A 17,464-nucleotide genomic window follows, 5' to 3' on the forward strand; every position below is an offset into this window, starting at 1 on the left:
AGATTGGGGTCATGTCTCCGAGCAGTTCCTTGGCCATCGATGAGCGGTTGTCGGTGCTGCATGAGGAATTGGCGGAGCTGACGGGGCAGCGCAATGCGATCGATGCGCGGATCGTGGCGATCGCGGCCGAGATCGACCGCGACGAGCTGTGGGCCGCGGCCGGAGCCCGCTCGACCGCGGGGTGGCTGGCGTGGAAGGCGGGGGTGTCGCCATCGCGAGCGCAGACCGTTGCCGCGATCGCGCACCGCTACGACGAATTCCCGCAGTGCATCGAGGGGTTGCGGGAGGGCCGGTTCTCAATGGATCAGGTCGGCGTGATCGCTGAGCATGGCCTGCCGGGCTCGGACGAGCACTTCGCCACCATGGCGCAATCCGCGACGGTCACCCAGTTGCGCACTGCGTTGAAGATGCAACCCAAACCCATCCCGGAACCGCGGCCCGACGACGAGGCAGAGGATGAGGACGGCGTGCCCGTCGTCGATCCGGGGCCGCAGGTGTCGATCACCTCGACCTCCGATGAGCAGTACACGTACTGGCACATCGCGCTGCCACACGTCGAGAACGCCGCCTTCGACGCCGCGCTGGCATCGCACCGTGACGCGCTGATCTCCGAATGGACGGCCACCGACCCTGATGGGCGGGCGTCGATGCCCGGCAACGCCGCGGCGTTCCTGCGGTTGGTCGACGCGAGCTGGGACGCCGAAGCGATCGCGCGTCCGCACGGGCAACGCACCACCGTGGTCGTACACGTCGATGTAGCCAGCCGAGTCGCGGCCCTGCACTTGGGGCCCGTTCTGCCCGACGGCGACCGCCGGTACCTGGCCTGTGATGCCACCTGCGAGGTGTGGTTTCACCGCGACGGGCAGGTGATCGGGGCCGGGCGTTCAACCCGGACGGTGAACCGGCGCCTACGCCGGGCGCTCGAGCATCGCGACCGTGTCTGCGTGGTCCCCGGGTGCGGGGCCACCCGCGCACTGCACGCCCATCACCTGGTGCACTGGGAGGACGGCGGACCCACCGAGCTATGGAACCTCGCGCTGGTCTGCCCGTATCACCACCGGGCCCATCACCGTGGCCTGATCACGATCACCGGACCCGCCGACCAACTCATCGTCACCGATGCCGCCGGTCGAGCGATGACCTCCGCATCGTTGGCACGACCACCCACCCAACCACCCCCGACCGTCGCACCATGTCCCGGTCCGACCGGGGAACGCGCGAACTGGTGGTGGTACCAGCCCTACGAACCTCGACCGCCCAGCTAGCGGCCGAGCACGGCCATCGCGGCGTTGTGCCCACCGATGCCCGAGACGGCACCGCCCCGGCGAGAACTCGATCCGCACAGCAGGATTCGCTCGTGCGGCGTCGCCACACCCCACCGCTGCGCCGGCGTGGAGAGCGGTTCGTCGTCCTCGGCGAAGGGCCACGACAGCGCTCCGTGGAAGATGTGGCCGTTGGTCATGCCCAGTGCATCGTCGAGGTCGGCGGTCGTCTTGGTCTCGATGCACAGCCGGCCCGCGGCGTCCTCCATCAAGACATCGTGAATCGGCTCGGCAAGAACCGAATTCAACGACGTCAGCACCGCGGAGGTCAGCGTGTCGCGCATCCGCTGTGGGGTTCCGCTCGTCGTCAGGTGGTGCGGTGTGTGCAGCCCGAACACCGTCAGCGTCTGTGCTCCCGACGCGCGCAGTGCATCGGAGAGGATCGTCGGGTCCGCCAGCGAGTGGCAGTAGATTTCACACGGAAGTGGTTCCGGCACAGTGCCATCGGCGGCGTGTCGGTAGGCCGACTCGAGTTGGCTGTAGGTCTCGTTGATGTGGAAGGTGCCCCCGAACGCCTGCTCGACGGTGACGCTGTCGTCGCGCAGACGGGGGAGCCGCCGCAGCATTAGATTCACCTTCACCTGCGCGCCGGGTGCGACGTCGGGGACGTCCTCACCGAGTAGCCGCGCCAGCACGGCAGGCGTGACATTGGCCAGGACGTGGTCGCCGACGACGCGGTGCTGTACACCGCCGTGGCGGTACCGCACCTCTCCGTCGGGCGTGATCGACTCGACCTCCGCGCCGGTGAGGATGTCGGCGCCGAAGCCTGCGGCCGCCGCGGCGAGCGCTCCGCTGACCGCCCCCATGCCGCCGACCGGCACGTCCCAGTCGCCTGTCCCTCCGCCGATCAGGTGGTAGAGAAAGCAGGCGTTCTGCTGCAGCGACGGATCCTCCAGTGCGGCAAAGGTTCCGATCAGGGCATCGGTGGCCATCACGCCGCGGACCAGATCGCTGCGCACCGCCGAGGTGATCGCATCACCGACAGGCTCGTCGATGAGCGCCCGCCACGCCCACTCCGCATCGGCGCCGGCGGCCTCCACGACCTCCCGACGCAGATCAGAACGGGTTCGCAGGGGCTCGGTCAGCGTCGGCCAGACCCGGGACGTCACCGTGGTGCAGCGCCGGTAGAAGTCGTCGAACGCCGCCTCGTCGTCCGCGGCCCCCACCGCACCGAACGTCGAGGCCGGACCGACGAGCAGTCCGGTGCGGCCGCCGGACGTCGGGTCGGGCGTGTAGGACGACCAGCGACGGTGCACCAGCCGGACGCGGAGCCCGAGATCGTCGATGATGCGCTGCGGAAGCAGGCTCACCAGATACGAGTACCGCGACAGCCGCGCGTCGACGCCGTCGAACGCGTAGGCCGACACCGCGGCACCGCCGACGTGGTCGAGCCGCTCCAACAGACGGACGCGGCGGCCGGCGCGGGCGAGGTACCCAGCGGCCACCAGCCCGTTGTGCCCCCCGCCGACGATGACGACGTCGTGGTGGGAGTCCGTAGCGTCGCTCAGTTCAGGTAGCCCTCGACCTCGTCGGCCGGCCGCACCTGCGCGGCGCTCGGGTCACCACCGGTCTCGCGCAGGGCCCGCCGCTGGCGCAGCAGATCCCAGCACTGATCGAGTGCGACCTCCACGGCACGCAACCGCTGGTGCTCTTCGGATTCGTCGATCTCGTGATGCTGGAGCTTGGAGCGGAGATCCTTCTCCTCCGCGACGAGCTGGTTCACCTGGGCGAGGATGTCTTCGTCGTTGGCCACGCCCTACAGTCTGCCCCTCGACGCGATCTAATGAACCGGTGACCATGCGTAGTGCCCTGGTGACCGGGGCGTCGGGCGGTATCGGAGCGGCGATCGCGGCGGCCCTGCGCGAGGAGGACTTCGCGGTGACCCTCGTCGGCCGCGATCAGACCAAGCTGGAAGCGGTGGCGGCCTCGATCGGCGGCTCCGCGGTGCACACCATTGCCGGTTCGCTGGCCCAGGAGTCCTTTCTCGACGAGCTGGTGGCGTTCCACGCCGAGCGGCACGGGTCGCTGGACCTGCTGGTCAACAACGCCGGGGTCGCCGGCAACCGTGCGGTCGCCGACATCACCGCGGACTTCCTCGACGCCCAGCTGGCCGTCAACGTCCGCGCGGTCGTGTTGTTGACCGCGAAGTGTCAACCGCTGCTGAGAGAATCTGTGCGCCAACGCGGTTCGGCGCAGATCGTGAACACGGCGTCGAACGCGGGCAAGCGCGGCGAGGCGACGCTGTCGTCCTACTCGGCGACCAAGGCCGCGGTCGTGGGATTCACCGAGGCGCTGCACGACGAGCTCGCCACCTCGGGCATCAAGGCGACCGCGATCTGCCCGGGTCTGGTGGACACTCCGATGGCGGACGCCTACCGCGGTGCGATCGAAGCCTCCACCATGATCACTGCGCGCGACGTGGCCGAGGTGGTGCGGATGACGACGCGCCTGTCGGCGGCGTGCATCCTCCCCGAGGTGGTGCTGCTGCGGCCGACCGAGTGGTTGCAGCCCGAGGAGGTCCGGACGCCGGTCTAGGCTGATCGGATGGCGACCAAACCCGAGATCGACTTCCCTGACGGCCCGGCACCCACCGAGCTGGTGATCGAAGACATCACCGTCGGCGACGGCCCCGAGGCGGTCCCGGGCGCCAACGTGGAGGTGCACTACCTCGGCGTCGAGTACGACACCGGCGAGGAGTTCGACAGCTCCTGGAAACGTGCTGAGTCGATCGAGTTCCCACTGCGCGGGCTCATCCAGGGCTGGCAGGACGGCATCCCCGGGATGAGGGTCGGCGGCCGGCGCAAGCTGACGATCCCGCCGGAGCAGGCCTACGGCCCGGCCGGCGGCGGACACCGTCTGTCGGGCAAAACGTTGATTTTTGTCATCGACCTTCTGGCTACCCGATGACGTGATCTTTGTCATCGACCTTCTGGCTACCCGATGACGTGATCTTTGTCATCGACCTTCTGGCCACCCGCTAGCGCGGGCCTGGCAGTCGCAGTAACAGCCGCGCACCGCCCAGCGGGCTGGCGTCCAGAGACGCTGTGCCGCCGTGCAATTCGGCCTGCTGGGCCACCAGGGCCAGGCCCAGGCCCGACCCGGAGTGCGATGCCGTCGAGCCACGCGAGAACCGCTCGAACACCACGGTGCGTTCCTCTTCGGGCACGCCGACGCCGTCGTCGTCGATCGCGATCTCCACGCCGGCCCGCGAGCTGACCGCGGACAGCTGCACGCGGGTCGCGCCGCCGTGCTTGACCGCGTTGGCGATCGCGTTGTCGACGGCCAGCCGCAACCCCGCAGGCAACCCGACGATGATCACCGTCGGCGCCGGCACCAGCGACACCTCCAGCTCGGGGTACACCCGCATCGCGTCGTGCGCAGCCCGGTCGAGCAGTTCGGTGATGTCGACCGGCACGTGGTCGTCCTCGGTGGACAGTTCCCCCTGCGCCAGCCGCTCCAGCGCACCCAGCGTCGCCTCGATCCGGGTCTGCGTACGGATGACGTCGCCGACGACTTCCTTGCGCTGATCCTCGGCGAGGTCGAGCGTCGCGAGCACTTCGAGGTTGGTGCGCATCGCGGTCAGCGGGGTCCGCAACTCGTGGGCCGAGACGGAGGCGAAGTCACGGGCCGAGGTCAACGCAGCCTTGGTCCGGCCCTGCTCCTCCCACACGCGGCCGACCAGACCCTTGATCGCGTCGGCGATCTCGACGGCCTCGGTGGCGCCACGGATGTCGATGTCGGGTGCTTCGTCACCCGCCTCGATCTGCCGGGTCTGCTGGGCCAGCCGCTTGAACGGCCGCACCGCGAACGCGGCCAGCAGCCAGCCGCCGAACGTCGCCGCACCCACGGCCATCGTGCAGATGATCAACACGCGGCGGTGCAGGTTGTTGGTGTCGGTGATAGTCGCGTCGTAGGTGGCGCCGACGGCGACCGACATTGGCTCGGGGGTGGACAACTCCACGGTGCGCACCCGGTAGCGCACCCCGTCGACCGTGGTGTCGGCGTACCCCGGCGCCAGTTCGGGCAGCACGACGGAGTTCGACGTCACCTGCCCGTCGGCACGACGGACCGTGATGACGGCGTCCTGGTCGTTGGGCGAGGGCGGGATCTCGTCGAGGCCGCGCGGCAGGAACGGGATCGCGAACCCGGCGGCCTCGTCGAGGCGCCGGTCCAGTCTTTCCTTGCGGTCCTGTGTGATGCCGACCCACACCACCGTGCCGACGATCCCGACGACGATGGCCGCGGCGATCGCGGTGGCGAACGCGACGCGGGTGCGCAGCGACGGCGTGCGCCGGAAGATCCGCGACACCACGATCATGAGCGTGGCCGTCGGTTCTTCGCGCGAGCGCTCATCAGGATCCTCGGTTCTTCGCGCGAGCGCTCATCACTACTGCTGACGGAGCACGAAGCCGACCCCGCGCACAGTGTGCAGCAGGCGGGGCGCGCCGTTGGCTTCCAACTTGCGGCGCAGGTAGCCGATGAAGACGTCGACGACGTTGGTGTCGGCGGCGAAGTCGTAGCCCCACACCAGCTCGAGCAGTTGCGCGCGGGACAGTACCGCGGTCTTGTGCTCGGCGAGCACGGCCAGCAGGTCGAACTCGCGCTTGGTCAGGTCCACGTCGGTGCCGTCGACGCGGGCGCGCCGGCCGGGGATGTCCACTTCGAGCGGGCCGACGGTGATCGTCTCCGACGAGAACGTCGCTGTGGACCCGCGTCGGCGCAGCAGCGCCTTGACCCGGGCGACCAGCTCGGCCAGCACGAACGGTTTGACCAAGTAGTCGTCGGCGCCCGCCTCCAGGCCGGCCACCCGGTCGTCGACGGAGGAGCGTGCCGACAGCACGCAGACCGGTACGTCGTTGTCCATCGCGCGCAGCGCGGTCACCACGGACACACCGTCGAGCACGGGCATGTTGATGTCGAGCACGATCGCGTCCGGCCGCGTTTCGGTCGCACTGCGCAGCGCCTCGGCGCCGTCGACAGCGGTGAACACGTCGAAGCCGGACAGCCGCAGGCCGCGCTCCAGCGAGGCCAGCACGTCGGGATCGTCGTCGACCACGAGCACCCGGGGCGAACCCACTGCACTGTCCATGCCCGCAATCTTGCCTGACGAGAGGCCCGGGCTGCGGGAACCTCGCCCGTTACCCGTCGGGGCGGTCGCGTCCGGGAGCCGGGTCGCCGAGCCGCGCGACCTCCTCGCGCAGCTGGGCGATCTCCTGGACCAGCGTGTCGATGTGCGCGGTGGTCACCTGCTGGGCCGCCGTGTCCTCGTCGGCCACCCGCTCCACGATCCACGACGCCAACGTCGCGGTGATCGAGCCGAGCAGGCTGATGCCCCCGATCATGAGCAGCACGGCGATCACCCGTCCCGTAGGGCTGACCGGGGTCAGATCGCCGTAGCCGACGGTGGTGATCGTCGTCATCGCCCACCACAGGGCCTCGCCGAAGTGGGTGATGTGCGCATCGGGGTAGTGCCTCTCGGCCTGCAGCACGGCCAGCGAGGAGACGTAGACCAGCAGCACCGCCCCACCGACCGTGTACATCGCCACGCGGCCGCGGATGGCGTGGCCGACGGCACGGTTGAGCACCGTGATCAGCGTGACCAGCCGCAGGAGGCGCAGGTGCCGCAGGATGGGCAGCGCCACGATGGCGAGGTCGAAGAGGTGCCGCCAGAACCACCGCCAGCGGTGCTCGGCCAGGGACAGTCGCACCAGGTAGTCGACGATGAACATGCCCCACGTGGCGAGGCTGACGGCATGGACGGCCACGGCTGCCGCCCCTGAGGGGAGCGCGAGCACTTCCACGCTGTAGGCGGCCAGGAACAGCAGGGCGGCGGCGGCGAGCGGCCACTCGGCGCGCCGTTCCCAGGCCTGGAGCCTGGTTTCCGGGGGAGCCGACGGACTCGACGACTCGGACACCTGCGTCGCGGTCTGCTCCGCTTCCACGCTCTGCACGTGCGCTCCTCGTCTGTCTTGCCTCGACTACGGTCCCGACGCTAGCCGGCCCGCCTGGGAAGTCTTTGACCTCACCCATTGTTGAGGTTCTACGGTGATGAGATGAGCTTGGAAACAGTTGCCCGGCAGTCGCTGTACCGGCAGACGGATGCCAGGGGTGGTGATCTGCGCGGTTTGGCAGACCGCCGGCTGATGGCGCGCATCTGGCGGTTCGCTGCTCGGCATCATCGCATGCTCGGCTGGTTCCTCCTGGTCAGCGTGCTCGGCTCGGTGCTGACAGTGGCGACGCCCCTGCTCGCGGGCCGGGTGGTCGACGAGATCACCCGCGGGGGCTCGGTGGCGACGGTCATGGTGCTGGCCGTGGTGATCGCCGGTGTCGCGCTGGCCGAGACGGCGATGTCGTTGCTGACGCGGTGGTTGTCGTCGAACATCGGCGAGGGGTTGATCCTCGATCTGCGCACCGCCGTGTTCGACCACGTGCAGCGGATGCCGGTGGCGTTCTTCACCCGCACGCGCACCGGTGCGCTGGTGAGCCGCCTGGGCAACGACGTGATGGGTGCTCAGCGGGCATTCTCGGACACCCTCTCGGGCGTCGTCTCCAACATCGTGACGTTGACGTTGACGCTGGCGGTGATGGTCAGCATCTCCTGGCAGGTGACCCTGGTCTCGCTGGCGCTGATGCCGCTGTTCCTGCTTCCCGCCCGCCGCATCGGCGCGGCGATGGCGAAACTCTCGCGCGAGGCGGCCGGCCACAACGCGACGATGAACACCCAGATGACGGAGCGGTTCTCCGCGCCGGGTGCCACGCTGATCAAGCTGTTCGGTGACACCGACGCCGAGTCCCGCGAGTTCGGGGTGCGCGCCGGCCGGGTGCGCGACATCGGGGTGCGCACCGCGATGCTGCAGTCGACGTTCATGAACTCGCTGACGTTGATGTCGGCGCTGGCGCTGGCGCTGGTCTACGGCCTCGGCGGCGCGTTGGCGCTGGGTGGGACGCTGCAGGCCGGGGCCATCGTGTCGCTGGCCCTGCTGCTGACGCGGCTCTACGCACCGCTGACCGCGCTGGCCAACGCCCACGTCGAGGTCGCCACAGCCCTGGTCAGCTTCGAGCGGGTCTTCGAGGTGCTCGACCTGGTGCCGCTGATCCAGGAGCGGCCGGGGGCTGTCGCGATCCCCGACGGTCCGGTCACCGTCGAGTTCGACGACGTCCGGTTCGCTTATCCCGCCGCCGACACCGTGTCACTGGCCTCGCTGGAGGACGTCGCGGAACTGGACGACCGCGGTGGCGACGAGGTGCTGCACGGCATCTCGTTCACGGCCCGGCCGGGTCAGATGATCGCGCTCGTCGGTTCGTCGGGTGCGGGGAAGTCGACGACCGCGTCGCTGCTGGCCCGGCTGTACGACGCCACCTCGGGGGCCGTCCGCCTCAACGGGGTCGACGTGCGCGACGCGACGTTCGCGTCGTTGAAGGACACCGTCGGCATGGTGACCCAGGACGGGCACCTGTTCCACGAGTCGATCCGGGCCAACGTCGCGCTCGCCGCGCCCGACGCCACCGATGAAGAGATCTGGGAGGCGCTGCGCCGGGCCCGCCTCGACGGCGTGGTCGCCGACATGCCCGACGGCCTCGACACGATCGTCGGCGAGCGCGGATACCGGCTCTCCGGTGGGCAACGGCAGCGCCTGACCATCGCGCGTCTGCTGCTGGCCGCACCTCAGGTCGTCGTGCTCGACGAAGCGACCGCATCGCTGGACTCCGAATCGGAGGCCAAGGTGCAGCAGGCCCTGGCAGAAGCGCTGGCCGGCCGCACGTCGGTGGTGATCGCCCACCGCCTCTCGACGATCCGCGCGGCCGACGTGATCCTCGTCGTCGAGGACGGCCGGATCGTGGAGCGCGGGACGCACCCGGAGCTGCTGGCGCGCGGTGGCCGCTACGCCGAGCTGTACCGCACCCAGTTCGGGGTGCCCTCGGGCGCGCGGTCGCATCTGCCGTGCCACCGGTCGCATTCGCTAGATGGGTTAACCACTTGCTCGCAGTGGGAAGATGTTGTGAGTGGCTGATTCCGGAACCAACGCGCTGCGCGCAGCGCCCGCGATCGCGCCGCGGCCCCGGCGGGTGAGGCCCAGCTCGGACCTGTGGCGCATGTTGCCGTACCTGCTGCCGTATCGCGGCCGCTGGATTCTGATGTTCACGGCGGCCTTCTTGAGTCTGGGCGCCACGGTCGGGATTCCGCTGATGACCAAGGCGGTGATCGACGGGCCGGTGCGCCACCAGGATCAGCAGGGGCTCTGGACGCTGGGTGCTGCGGCGATGGGCCTCGGGATCGCCGAGGCGGTGCTGTGGTTCATCCGGCGGTGGCTGGTGTCCCGCGCGACGATGGGCGTCGAGGCCGACATCCGCAAAGACCTCTACGCGCGCCTGCAGATCCTGCCGATGTCCTTCCACGGCCGCTGGCAGTCTGGTCAGCTCCTGTCGCGAATCATGAACGATCTGGGTACGATTCGCCGTTTCCTGTCGTTCGGGCTGACGTTCCTGATCCTGAACATCCTGCAGATCACCATCGTCACCGCGATCCTGCTCGCGATGTACTGGCCGCTGGGTGTGGTGGTGCTGGTGTCGATCGTGCCGATCACGCTCACGGTGCTGCACTTCCAGCAGGAGTACACGCGGCTGTCGCGGCTGGCCCAGGATCAGGCCGGTCACGTCGCCACCCACGTCGAGGAGGCCGCGCTCGGTCTGCGCGTGGTCAAGTCCTTCGGCCGGGAGGACTACGTCTACGACCGCTTCGACGAACAACTCACCGATCTCTACGACACGCAGGTGAGCCGGGTGACGGTGTCGGCGAAGTTCTGGACGCTGTTGGAGATCATCCCGAACCTGACGCTGATCCTCGTGCTGGGTTTCGGCGCCTACGCCGCCGGCCACGGCTACGTGACGATGGGCACGCTGGTCGCGTTCATCACGATGATGCTGTCGCTGGTCTGGCCGATCGCGTCGCTGGGCTTCCTGCTGTCGATGACGCAGGAGTCCTTCACCGCGGCCAACCGCATTGCCGAGATCTTCGACGCGCCGCGCGAGATCACCGACGGCCCGCGCGATGCGACCCCGCGCGGTGGCCGCCTGGAGCTCGTCGACGTCGGGTTCAGGTTCCCGGATTCCGACGACTGGGCGCTACGGCATGTGAACGTGACCGTCGAGCCGGGGGAGACGCTGGCACTCGTCGGCGCCACCGGGTCGGGCAAGTCGGTGCTGGTGGGTCTGCTGTCTCGGCTGTACGACGTGACCGAGGGCGAGATCCGTATCGACGCCCAGGACATTCGCGAGCTGAGCCTCGAGGCGCTGCGGCGGGCGGTGGCCACGGCGTTCGAGGATCCGACGCTGTTCTCGATGTCGGTGTCGGAGAACTTGCGCCTGGGCAAGCCGGATGCGACGGACGACGAACTGCGCCAGGCCGTCGAGGTGGCCGCCGCGCAGTTCGTCTACGACCTGCCCTACGGGCTGGACACCCGCATCGGCGAACAGGGCATGAGCCTGTCCGGCGGTCAGCGGCAACGTCTTTCGTTGGCGCGAGCCATTCTGGCCGCGCCCCGCATCCTGGTTCTCGACGACACGTTGAGCGCCCTGGACGTGCACACCGAGGCCGTGGTCGAGGAAGCGCTGCGTCGTGTCCTGCACGCGGTCACCGGCGTGGTGGTGGCCCACCGCGCCTCGACGGTGTTGCTCGCTGACCGGGTGGCGCTGCTGCAGAACGGCACGATCACCCACGTCGGCACCCACGCCGAGCTGCTGGCGAACGTGCCGGAGTACCGCTACCTGTTGGCCGCCGACGACGAGCTCGACGACGGCTGCGAGCGGGAGGTCGACTGGGAGCAACGGGCCGAGCGGGCGCGGCTGGATCACGAGATCCTGGAGGGCAGGACGTGAGCGTGACCCCGGAGTGGCGCGGTCGGTTCGACGAACACGACGACCTGCCCATCGACGAGTCGGTGCCGCGGCGGCGCGAAGCCCGCGCGCTGCTGGGCTCGCTGCTGCGCCCCTACAAGTGGACGGTCGCCGCGCTGGCCGCCGTCGTGGTCGTGGAAAACGTTGCGCGGCTGTCGGTTCCGATCCTCGTGCAGCGGGGCATCGACGACGGCATCCCGCCTCTGCTCGGGGGTGGGTCGGCCGCCACGCTGATGACGATCGTCGGTGTGCTGTGTGCGGTGGTCCTCGTCCAAGCCAGCGCGCGGATGTTCTTCCTGCGCCGTTCCGGTCGCATCGGTCAGCGGGTACTACGGGAACTGCGCCGACGGGTGTTCCGGCATTTCGGCCGCCTCGACATCGCGTTCCACGACCGCTACACCTCCGGCCGCGTCGTCAGCCGATCCACCAACGACGTCGAGGCCATCCAGGACATGCTGGAGACGGGCTTCGACAGCCTGATCACCGCGGTGCTCACGCTCGTCGGCACCGCCGTCCTGCTGATCACCCTCGACGCGGAACTCGGCCTGATGTGTCTGGCGGCGTTCCCGATCCTGGTGATGCTCGTCGCGTGGTTCCACCGCGAGTCGTCGCGGATCTACCGTGAGGTGCGTGAGATCTCGGCGCTGGTGATCGTCCAGTTCGTCGAGACCATGACCGGCATCAAAGCGGTGCAGGCGTATCGGCGGGAGCCGCGCAACCAGGAGATCTTCGAAGGCATCGCCGACCGCTACCGGGTGATCAACGAGAAGACGTTCAGGCTGCTGGCGATCTTCATGCCCGGCGTCAAATTCGTCGGCAACATCACCACCGGCGTCGTTCTGATCTACGGCGGCTACCGGGCCCTGCACGGCGAGATGACGATCGGCACCTTGGCCGCATTCCTGCTCTACCTGCGGATGTTCTTCGAACCCATGCAGGAGATCTCGCAGTTCTTCAATACGTTCCAGTCCGCGTCGTCAGCGCTGGAGAAGCTGGCCGGGGTGCTGGCCGAGAAGCCCGCCATCAGCGATCCCGCCGAGCCGGTCCGCCTCGATCACGTGCGGGGTGACATCTCCTTCCGCGACGTCCGGTTCGAGTACGTGCCGAACCGGCCGGTGCTGCCGCACCTGGACCTGGTGGTCCCCGCGGGGCAGACGGTGGCTTTGGTCGGCACCACCGGCGCGGGCAAGACGACGATCGCCAAACTCGTCACCCGGTTCTACGACCCGGTCTCGGGCAGCGTGTCCCTCGACGGGGTCGATCTGCGCGACCTGCGGCAGACCGACCTGCGCCGGCACGTGGTGATGGTGACGCAGGAGAACTTCATGTTCGGCGGCACGGTCGCCGACAACATCCGTTTCGGCAAGCCCGACGCCACCGACGCGGAGGTGCGGGCGGCGGCCGAGGCGGTCGGCGCGCACGGATTCATCACCGCTCTGCCCGAGGGGTACGACACCGACGTCGCCAAGCGCGGCGGCCGGTTGTCGGCGGGGCAGCGTCAGCTGGTCGCGTTCGCGCGGGCGTTCCTGGCCGACCCCGCGGTGCTGATCCTCGACGAGGCGACGTCGTCGCTGGACATCCCGAGCGAGCGGATGGTGCAGCGGGCGTTGGAGACCGTGCTCGCCGAACGCACGGCGGTGGTGATCGCCCACCGGCTCTCGACGGTGCAGATCGCGGACCGGGTGCTGGTGCTCGAGCACGGCGAGATCGTCGAGGACGGCTCGCCCGAGGAGCTCACCGCTCGCGACGGCGGGCACTACGCGGCGCTGCACCGGTCCTGGGTGCAATCGCTGGCCTGATCTTCGTGCCGCAGGGCAGTATCAACCCATGACCACGAACACCGACCGGTATCGCGCGGCACGTGACCACCTCGTCGAGACGATCGGTGATTACGACAAGGCCGTCGAGACGTTCGAGTGGCCCCACATCACCGGCCAGTTCAACTGGGCGACAGACTGGTTCGACGTCGTCGCGCGTAGCCGCCCGCAGGACATCGCGTTGTGGATCGTGGAGCAGGACGGCCGCGAACAGCGCGTCACGTTCGCCGACATGGCCGCGCGCTCGGATCAGGTGGCGACCTGGCTTGCGAGCATCGGGGTCGGCGCTGGTGACCGGGTCATCCTGATGCTCGGCAATCAGGTCGAGCTGTGGGAGTCGATGCTGGCGGTGGCCAAGCTGGGCGCGGTGATCATGCCGACGACGGCGGCGCTGGGTGCCGACGACGTCGCGGACCGGCTACGGCGCGGCGGTGCAGGTTTCGTGATCGCCAACTCCGCCGACGCCGCGAAGTTCGCACGCGTGGACGCGTCGTTCGTCGGCATCGCGGTGGGGGAGACGGTACCGAGCTGGCTTCCCTACTGGGATGCGGCTGCGGTGGAGGCCGCCGGCCCGTTCGAGCCGGGAACGGCGACGTCGGATCCGCTGCTCATCTACTTCACCTCCGGGACCACCAGTAAGCCCAAGCTCGTCGAGCACTCGCAGGTCAGCTACCCCGTCGGGCATCTGACGACGGCGGCGTGGCTCGGGGTGCGGCCCGGCGACGTGCATCTGGCGATCAGCTCGCCCGGATGGGCCAAGCACGCGTGGAGCTGCTTCTTCGCCCCGTGGATCGCCGAGGCGACGATCTTCGTCTACAACTACGCCCGCTTCGATGCCGACGCCCTTCTCGAGCAGCTGCGCCGCGCCCGCGTGAGCACGTTCTGCGCGCCACCGACGGTGTGGCGCATGCTGATTCAGGCTGACCTGGGCGACAGGCCCGAGGGGCTGCGCGAGATCCTCGGCGCGGGTGAGCCGCTGAACCCCGATGTGATCGCCCGGATCGAACAGGCATGGGGACTGACGATCCGCGACGGGTTCGGCCAGACCGAGACCACACTGGCGGTCGGCAACACCCCCGGCCAGCCCGTGAAGGCGGGCTCGATGGGCCGCCCGATGCCCGGTGTGCCGGTGGTCCTGGTCGATCCGCTGACCGGCGAGCGGGCGGCCGAGGGTGAGATCTGCCTCGATCTGGGCGCGACGCCGCCGAACCTGATGACCGGATACCTCGACGACGAGAAGCGCAACGCGCACGTGATGCGGGACGGCTACTACCACACCGGTGACGTGGCGAGCCGCGACGCGGACGGCTACATCACCTACATCGGCCGCACCGACGACGTCTTCAAGTCCTCCGACTACAAGGTGTCGCCGTTCGAGCTCGAGAGCGTGCTGATCGAGCACCCCGCGGTGGTCGAGGCGGCCGTCGTCCCCGCTCCCGACGAGACGCGGCTGGCGGTGCCGAAGGCTTACGTGGCGCTGGCCGACGGCTGGTCCGCGGACGCCGAAACAGCGAGGCAGATCATGCGATACAGTCGCGACCACCTGGCGCCGTATCTCAAGGTGCGCCGCGTCGAGTTCGCGGAGCTCCCGAAGACCATCTCCGGCAAGATCCGCCGGGTCGATCTGCGTCGCCGCGAGGAGGAGGCGCACCGGGAGGGCACCCCGATCGAGAGCGAGTACCGGTACGAGGATCTGGTGTGAACGGGGGTAGCGAGATGCTGTCGTATGACGCCGGACCCACCGATACGCCGCTCCTCGAGGAGACCATCGGCGTCAACTTCGACCGTACTGTCGCCGCCTTCGGCGACACCGATGCCGTCATCGATGTGGCGGCCGGGCGGCGCTGGACCTACGCCGAGCTCGACGCCGAGATCTCCACGGTGGCACGGGCGTTGATGGCCCGTGGGATCAGGCCGGGCGACCGGGTCGGCATCTGGGCGCCCAACAGCGCGCAGTGGGTGATCGTGCAGTTCGCGACGGCGAAGATCGGCGCCATCCTGGTCAACATCAACCCCGCCTACCGGACCCACGAGCTGGCCTATGTGCTCGAGCAGTCGGGCACGCGCACGTTGTTCGCCGCCACCGCGTTCAAGTCGTCGGACTACGTCGCGATGGTCGCCGACGTGCGTCCGCGCATACCCACCCTCGAGGACGTGATCTTCCTCGGCACCGACGACTGGGCGGGTCTCCTGGGCGATGCGCAGGCGGTGGACACCGCCGAATTGGTCAGCAGATCAGCCGAACTGAACACCGATGATCCGATCAACATCCAATACACCTCGGGCACAACGGGTTCCCCGAAGGGCGCCACGCTGTCGCACCGCAACATCCTGAACAACGGCCACTTCGTCACCGAGCTGATCCGTCTGCAGCCGGGCGATCGGCTCTGCGTTCCGGTGCCGTTCTACCACTGCTTCGGCATGGTGATGGGCACACTCGGCTGCACGACCCACGGTGCGACGCTCGTCATCCCCGCTGCCGCTTTCGGCCCGGCGGACACGTTGCGCGCGATCGCTTCCGAGCGGTGCGTCGGGGTTTACGGGGTGCCCACGATGTTCATCGCGATGCAGAACCATCCCGACTTCGCCGCGACCGATCTCTCGTCGCTGCGCACCGGAATCATGGCCGGTTCGGTGTGTCCGGTGGAGGTGATGAAGCGCTGCGTGGAGGACATGTCGATGACGGAGGTGGCCATCGCCTACGGGATGACCGAGACCTCGCCGGTGTCGTGCCAGACACTCGTCGACGACGACCTCGACCGACGCACCTCCTCGATCGGGCGCGCGCACCCGCACGTGGAGATCAAGATCGTCGACCCTGATACCGGCGAGACGCTGCCCCGTGGTGAGCCCGGCGAATTCTGCACGCGCGGTTACTCGGTGATGCTCGGCTACTGGCGCGACGACGAGAAGACCGCGGAGGCCATCGATTCCGACGGTTGGATGCACACCGGTGATCTCGCGGTGATGCGGGCCGATGGGTACTGCAACGTCGTCGGGCGGATCAAAGACATGGTGATCCGGGGCGGGGAGAACGTCTACCCACGCGAAGTCGAGGACTTCCTGCTCACCCACCCCGACATCGCGGACGCCCAGGTGATCGGGGTTCCTGATGCCGTCTACGGCGAGGAGATCTGCGCCTGGATCCGGATGCGCCCCGGCCGACCCGCGCTGGATGCGGCCTCGGTGCGCGAGTTCGCATCAGAGAGGTTGGCGCACTACAAGATTCCCCGCTACGTGCACATCGTCGACGAGTTCCCGATGACGGTCACGGGCAAGGTGCGCAAGGTCGACATGCGCCGCGACAGCATCGCGCTGCTCGGCCTCTAGCGGAACTCGGAGAAGAACGCGACGACCTCGTCGATGAACAGCTCGGGCTGCTCGAATGCCGTGAAATGACCACCGCGGGGCATGTCGGTCCATCGGGTGATGTTGTAGGTGGCCTCGCACCAGCGGCGCGAGGAGCGCAGGATCTCCTTGGGGAATGACGCGACGCCCGTGGGCAATTCGACCCGGCCGGGACTACCGAACCTGGCGAAGCTCTCCCAGTAGAGCCGCGCCGACGACGTCGCGCTCGCCGTCAGCCAGTAGAGCATCACGTTGTCGAGCATCTCGTCCTTGGTCAGCACGTTCTCCGGATGTCCGTCGGAATCGGTCCAGGCCCAGAACTTCTCGACGATCCATGCCATCTGCCCAACGGGGGAGTCGGTGAGCCCGTAGCCCAGCGTCTGCGGCCGCGTCGACTGCTGCTTGGAGTAGCCGGTGCCCCACTGCTGATGCTCGGAGTAGGTGTCGAGCACCTCGCGTTCGTGCGGCGTCAGGTCGCTCAGGTCTTTCGGCGGCCTGCCGATCGGCATGTTGGTGTGGATCGCCACGCAGTGGCCCTCGTTGCGGCCGATCTGCGTGGTCACCGCCGATCCCCAGTCGCCGCCCTGGGCGCCGTACCGCTCATAGCCGAGTCGGACCATCAGCTCGTCCCACGCCGTCGCGATGCGTTCGATGCCCCAGCCGGTCGCGGCCGGCTTACCCGAGAAGCCGTACCCGGGCAGTGACGGGCACACCACGTCGAAGCCCGCGGCGGTCAGCGGCTCGATCACCTTCGTGAATTCGACGATCGAACCCGGCCAGCCGTGGGTGATCAGCAGCGGGAACGCGTCGGAGCGGCCGCAGCGCTGATGAACGAAATGGATGGAGAGTCCGTCGATCTCGGTGGTGAACTGGTCGAATCGATTCAGTGCGGCTTCCCTTGACCGCCAATCGTAAACGTCGCGCCAGTAGTCGGCGAGCTCGCGGGCGTAGGACAGCGGCAGGCCCTGGCTCCAATCGCCCACGCATTCGCGTTCGGGCCACCGGGTGCGCGCCAGCCGCTCCCTCAGGTCGGCGAGGTCGGCGTCGGGGACGGCGATGCGGAACGGCGTGACGGCAGGCATG

General features: G+C 68.7%; 14 protein-coding genes. 8 read left to right on the forward strand and 6 right to left on the reverse strand.

Annotated elements, in window-relative coordinates:
• Window positions 1-11: 11 nt before the first annotated feature.
• Entirely contained in the window at window positions 12-1,265 is a 1,254-nt protein-coding gene (locus ACZYYX_RS13945) for an HNH endonuclease signature motif containing protein (RefSeq protein ID WP_463815115.1), read from the forward strand.
• Here ACZYYX_RS13945 and ACZYYX_RS13950 read toward each other — a convergent pair.
• Both ACZYYX_RS13950 and ACZYYX_RS13955 read right to left on the reverse strand, forming a co-directional pair.
• Window positions 1,262-2,830, reverse strand: a complete 1,569-nt coding sequence (locus ACZYYX_RS13950) for a phytoene desaturase family protein (protein WP_463815792.1) — start codon at window positions 2,828-2,830, stop codon at window positions 1,262-1,264. The two genes, ACZYYX_RS13945 and ACZYYX_RS13950, sit on opposite strands and share 4 nt — an antisense overlap.
• Window positions 2,827-3,075 (reverse strand): DUF2630 family protein, encoded by a 249-nt coding sequence (locus tag ACZYYX_RS13955; protein WP_335334034.1) that lies wholly within the window; start codon window positions 3,073-3,075, stop codon window positions 2,827-2,829. The genes ACZYYX_RS13950 and ACZYYX_RS13955 overlap by 4 nt, the downstream gene beginning before the upstream one ends.
• Window positions 3,076-3,119: 44 nt before the next feature.
• Between ACZYYX_RS13955 and ACZYYX_RS13960 the strand changes: the two genes are divergently transcribed.
• A complete protein-coding gene (locus ACZYYX_RS13960; protein ID WP_463815793.1) occupies window positions 3,120-3,857 on the forward strand; it encodes an SDR family oxidoreductase in 738 nt (245 codons plus the stop codon).
• A 9-nt stretch (window positions 3,858-3,866) separates the two neighbouring features.
• Window positions 3,867-4,229 carry an FKBP-type peptidyl-prolyl cis-trans isomerase gene (locus ACZYYX_RS13965; protein WP_463815116.1) on the forward strand — a complete coding sequence of 121 codons (363 nt, stop codon included), beginning with the start codon at window positions 3,867-3,869 and terminating at the stop codon, window positions 4,227-4,229.
• Between the two features lie 70 nt (window positions 4,230-4,299).
• Here ACZYYX_RS13965 and ACZYYX_RS13970 read toward each other — a convergent pair whose 3' ends face one another.
• From ACZYYX_RS13970 to ACZYYX_RS13980, 3 genes are all read right to left on the reverse strand, one after another.
• Window positions 4,300-5,640, reverse strand: a complete 1,341-nt coding sequence (locus ACZYYX_RS13970; RefSeq protein ID WP_463815117.1) for a sensor histidine kinase — start codon at window positions 5,638-5,640, stop codon at window positions 4,300-4,302.
• A 69-nt stretch (window positions 5,641-5,709) separates the two neighbouring features.
• Window positions 5,710-6,420 (reverse strand): two-component system response regulator PrrA, encoded by a 711-nt coding sequence (gene prrA, locus ACZYYX_RS13975; protein ID WP_463815794.1) that lies wholly within the window; start codon window positions 6,418-6,420, stop codon window positions 5,710-5,712.
• 40 nt (window positions 6,421-6,460) lie between these two features.
• On the reverse strand, window positions 6,461-7,237 hold the full coding sequence (locus tag ACZYYX_RS13980) for a potassium channel family protein (RefSeq protein WP_463815795.1): 777 nt from the start codon (window positions 7,235-7,237) through the stop codon (window positions 6,461-6,463).
• A 138-nt stretch (window positions 7,238-7,375) separates the two neighbouring features.
• Between ACZYYX_RS13980 and ACZYYX_RS13985 the strand changes: the two genes are divergently transcribed.
• Genes ACZYYX_RS13985 through ACZYYX_RS14005 form a run of 5 tightly spaced genes read left to right on the forward strand, consistent with a single transcriptional unit; the run spans window position 7,376 to window position 16,363 of the window.
• Window positions 7,376-9,334 carry an ABC transporter ATP-binding protein gene (locus ACZYYX_RS13985; protein WP_463815119.1) on the forward strand — a complete coding sequence of 653 codons (1,959 nt, stop codon included), beginning with the start codon at window positions 7,376-7,378 and terminating at the stop codon, window positions 9,332-9,334.
• A complete protein-coding gene (locus ACZYYX_RS13990; RefSeq protein ID WP_463815120.1) occupies window positions 9,327-11,198 on the forward strand; it encodes an ABC transporter ATP-binding protein in 1,872 nt (623 codons plus the stop codon). Before ACZYYX_RS13985 ends, ACZYYX_RS13990 begins: the two co-directional genes overlap by 8 nt.
• Complete coding sequence (locus ACZYYX_RS13995) at window positions 11,195-13,015, forward strand: ABC transporter ATP-binding protein (protein ID WP_463815121.1); 1,821 nt, start codon at window positions 11,195-11,197, stop codon at window positions 13,013-13,015. The genes ACZYYX_RS13990 and ACZYYX_RS13995 overlap by 4 nt, the downstream gene beginning before the upstream one ends.
• Window positions 13,016-13,043: 28 nt before the next feature.
• Entirely contained in the window at window positions 13,044-14,735 is a 1,692-nt protein-coding gene (locus tag ACZYYX_RS14000) for an AMP-binding protein (RefSeq protein WP_463815122.1), read from the forward strand.
• Window positions 14,736-14,749: 14 nt separating this feature from the next.
• Window positions 14,750-16,363, forward strand: a complete 1,614-nt coding sequence (locus ACZYYX_RS14005) for an AMP-binding protein (RefSeq protein WP_463815796.1) — start codon at window positions 14,750-14,752, stop codon at window positions 16,361-16,363.
• Here ACZYYX_RS14005 and ACZYYX_RS14010 read toward each other — a convergent pair.
• Window positions 16,360-17,463 (reverse strand): epoxide hydrolase family protein, encoded by a 1,104-nt coding sequence (locus ACZYYX_RS14010; protein ID WP_463815123.1) that lies wholly within the window; start codon window positions 17,461-17,463, stop codon window positions 16,360-16,362. The two genes, ACZYYX_RS14005 and ACZYYX_RS14010, sit on opposite strands and share 4 nt — an antisense overlap.
• Window position 17,464 lies beyond the last annotated feature (1 nt).

The organism is Mycobacterium sp. IDUB_1 (genome assembly GCF_055419625.1).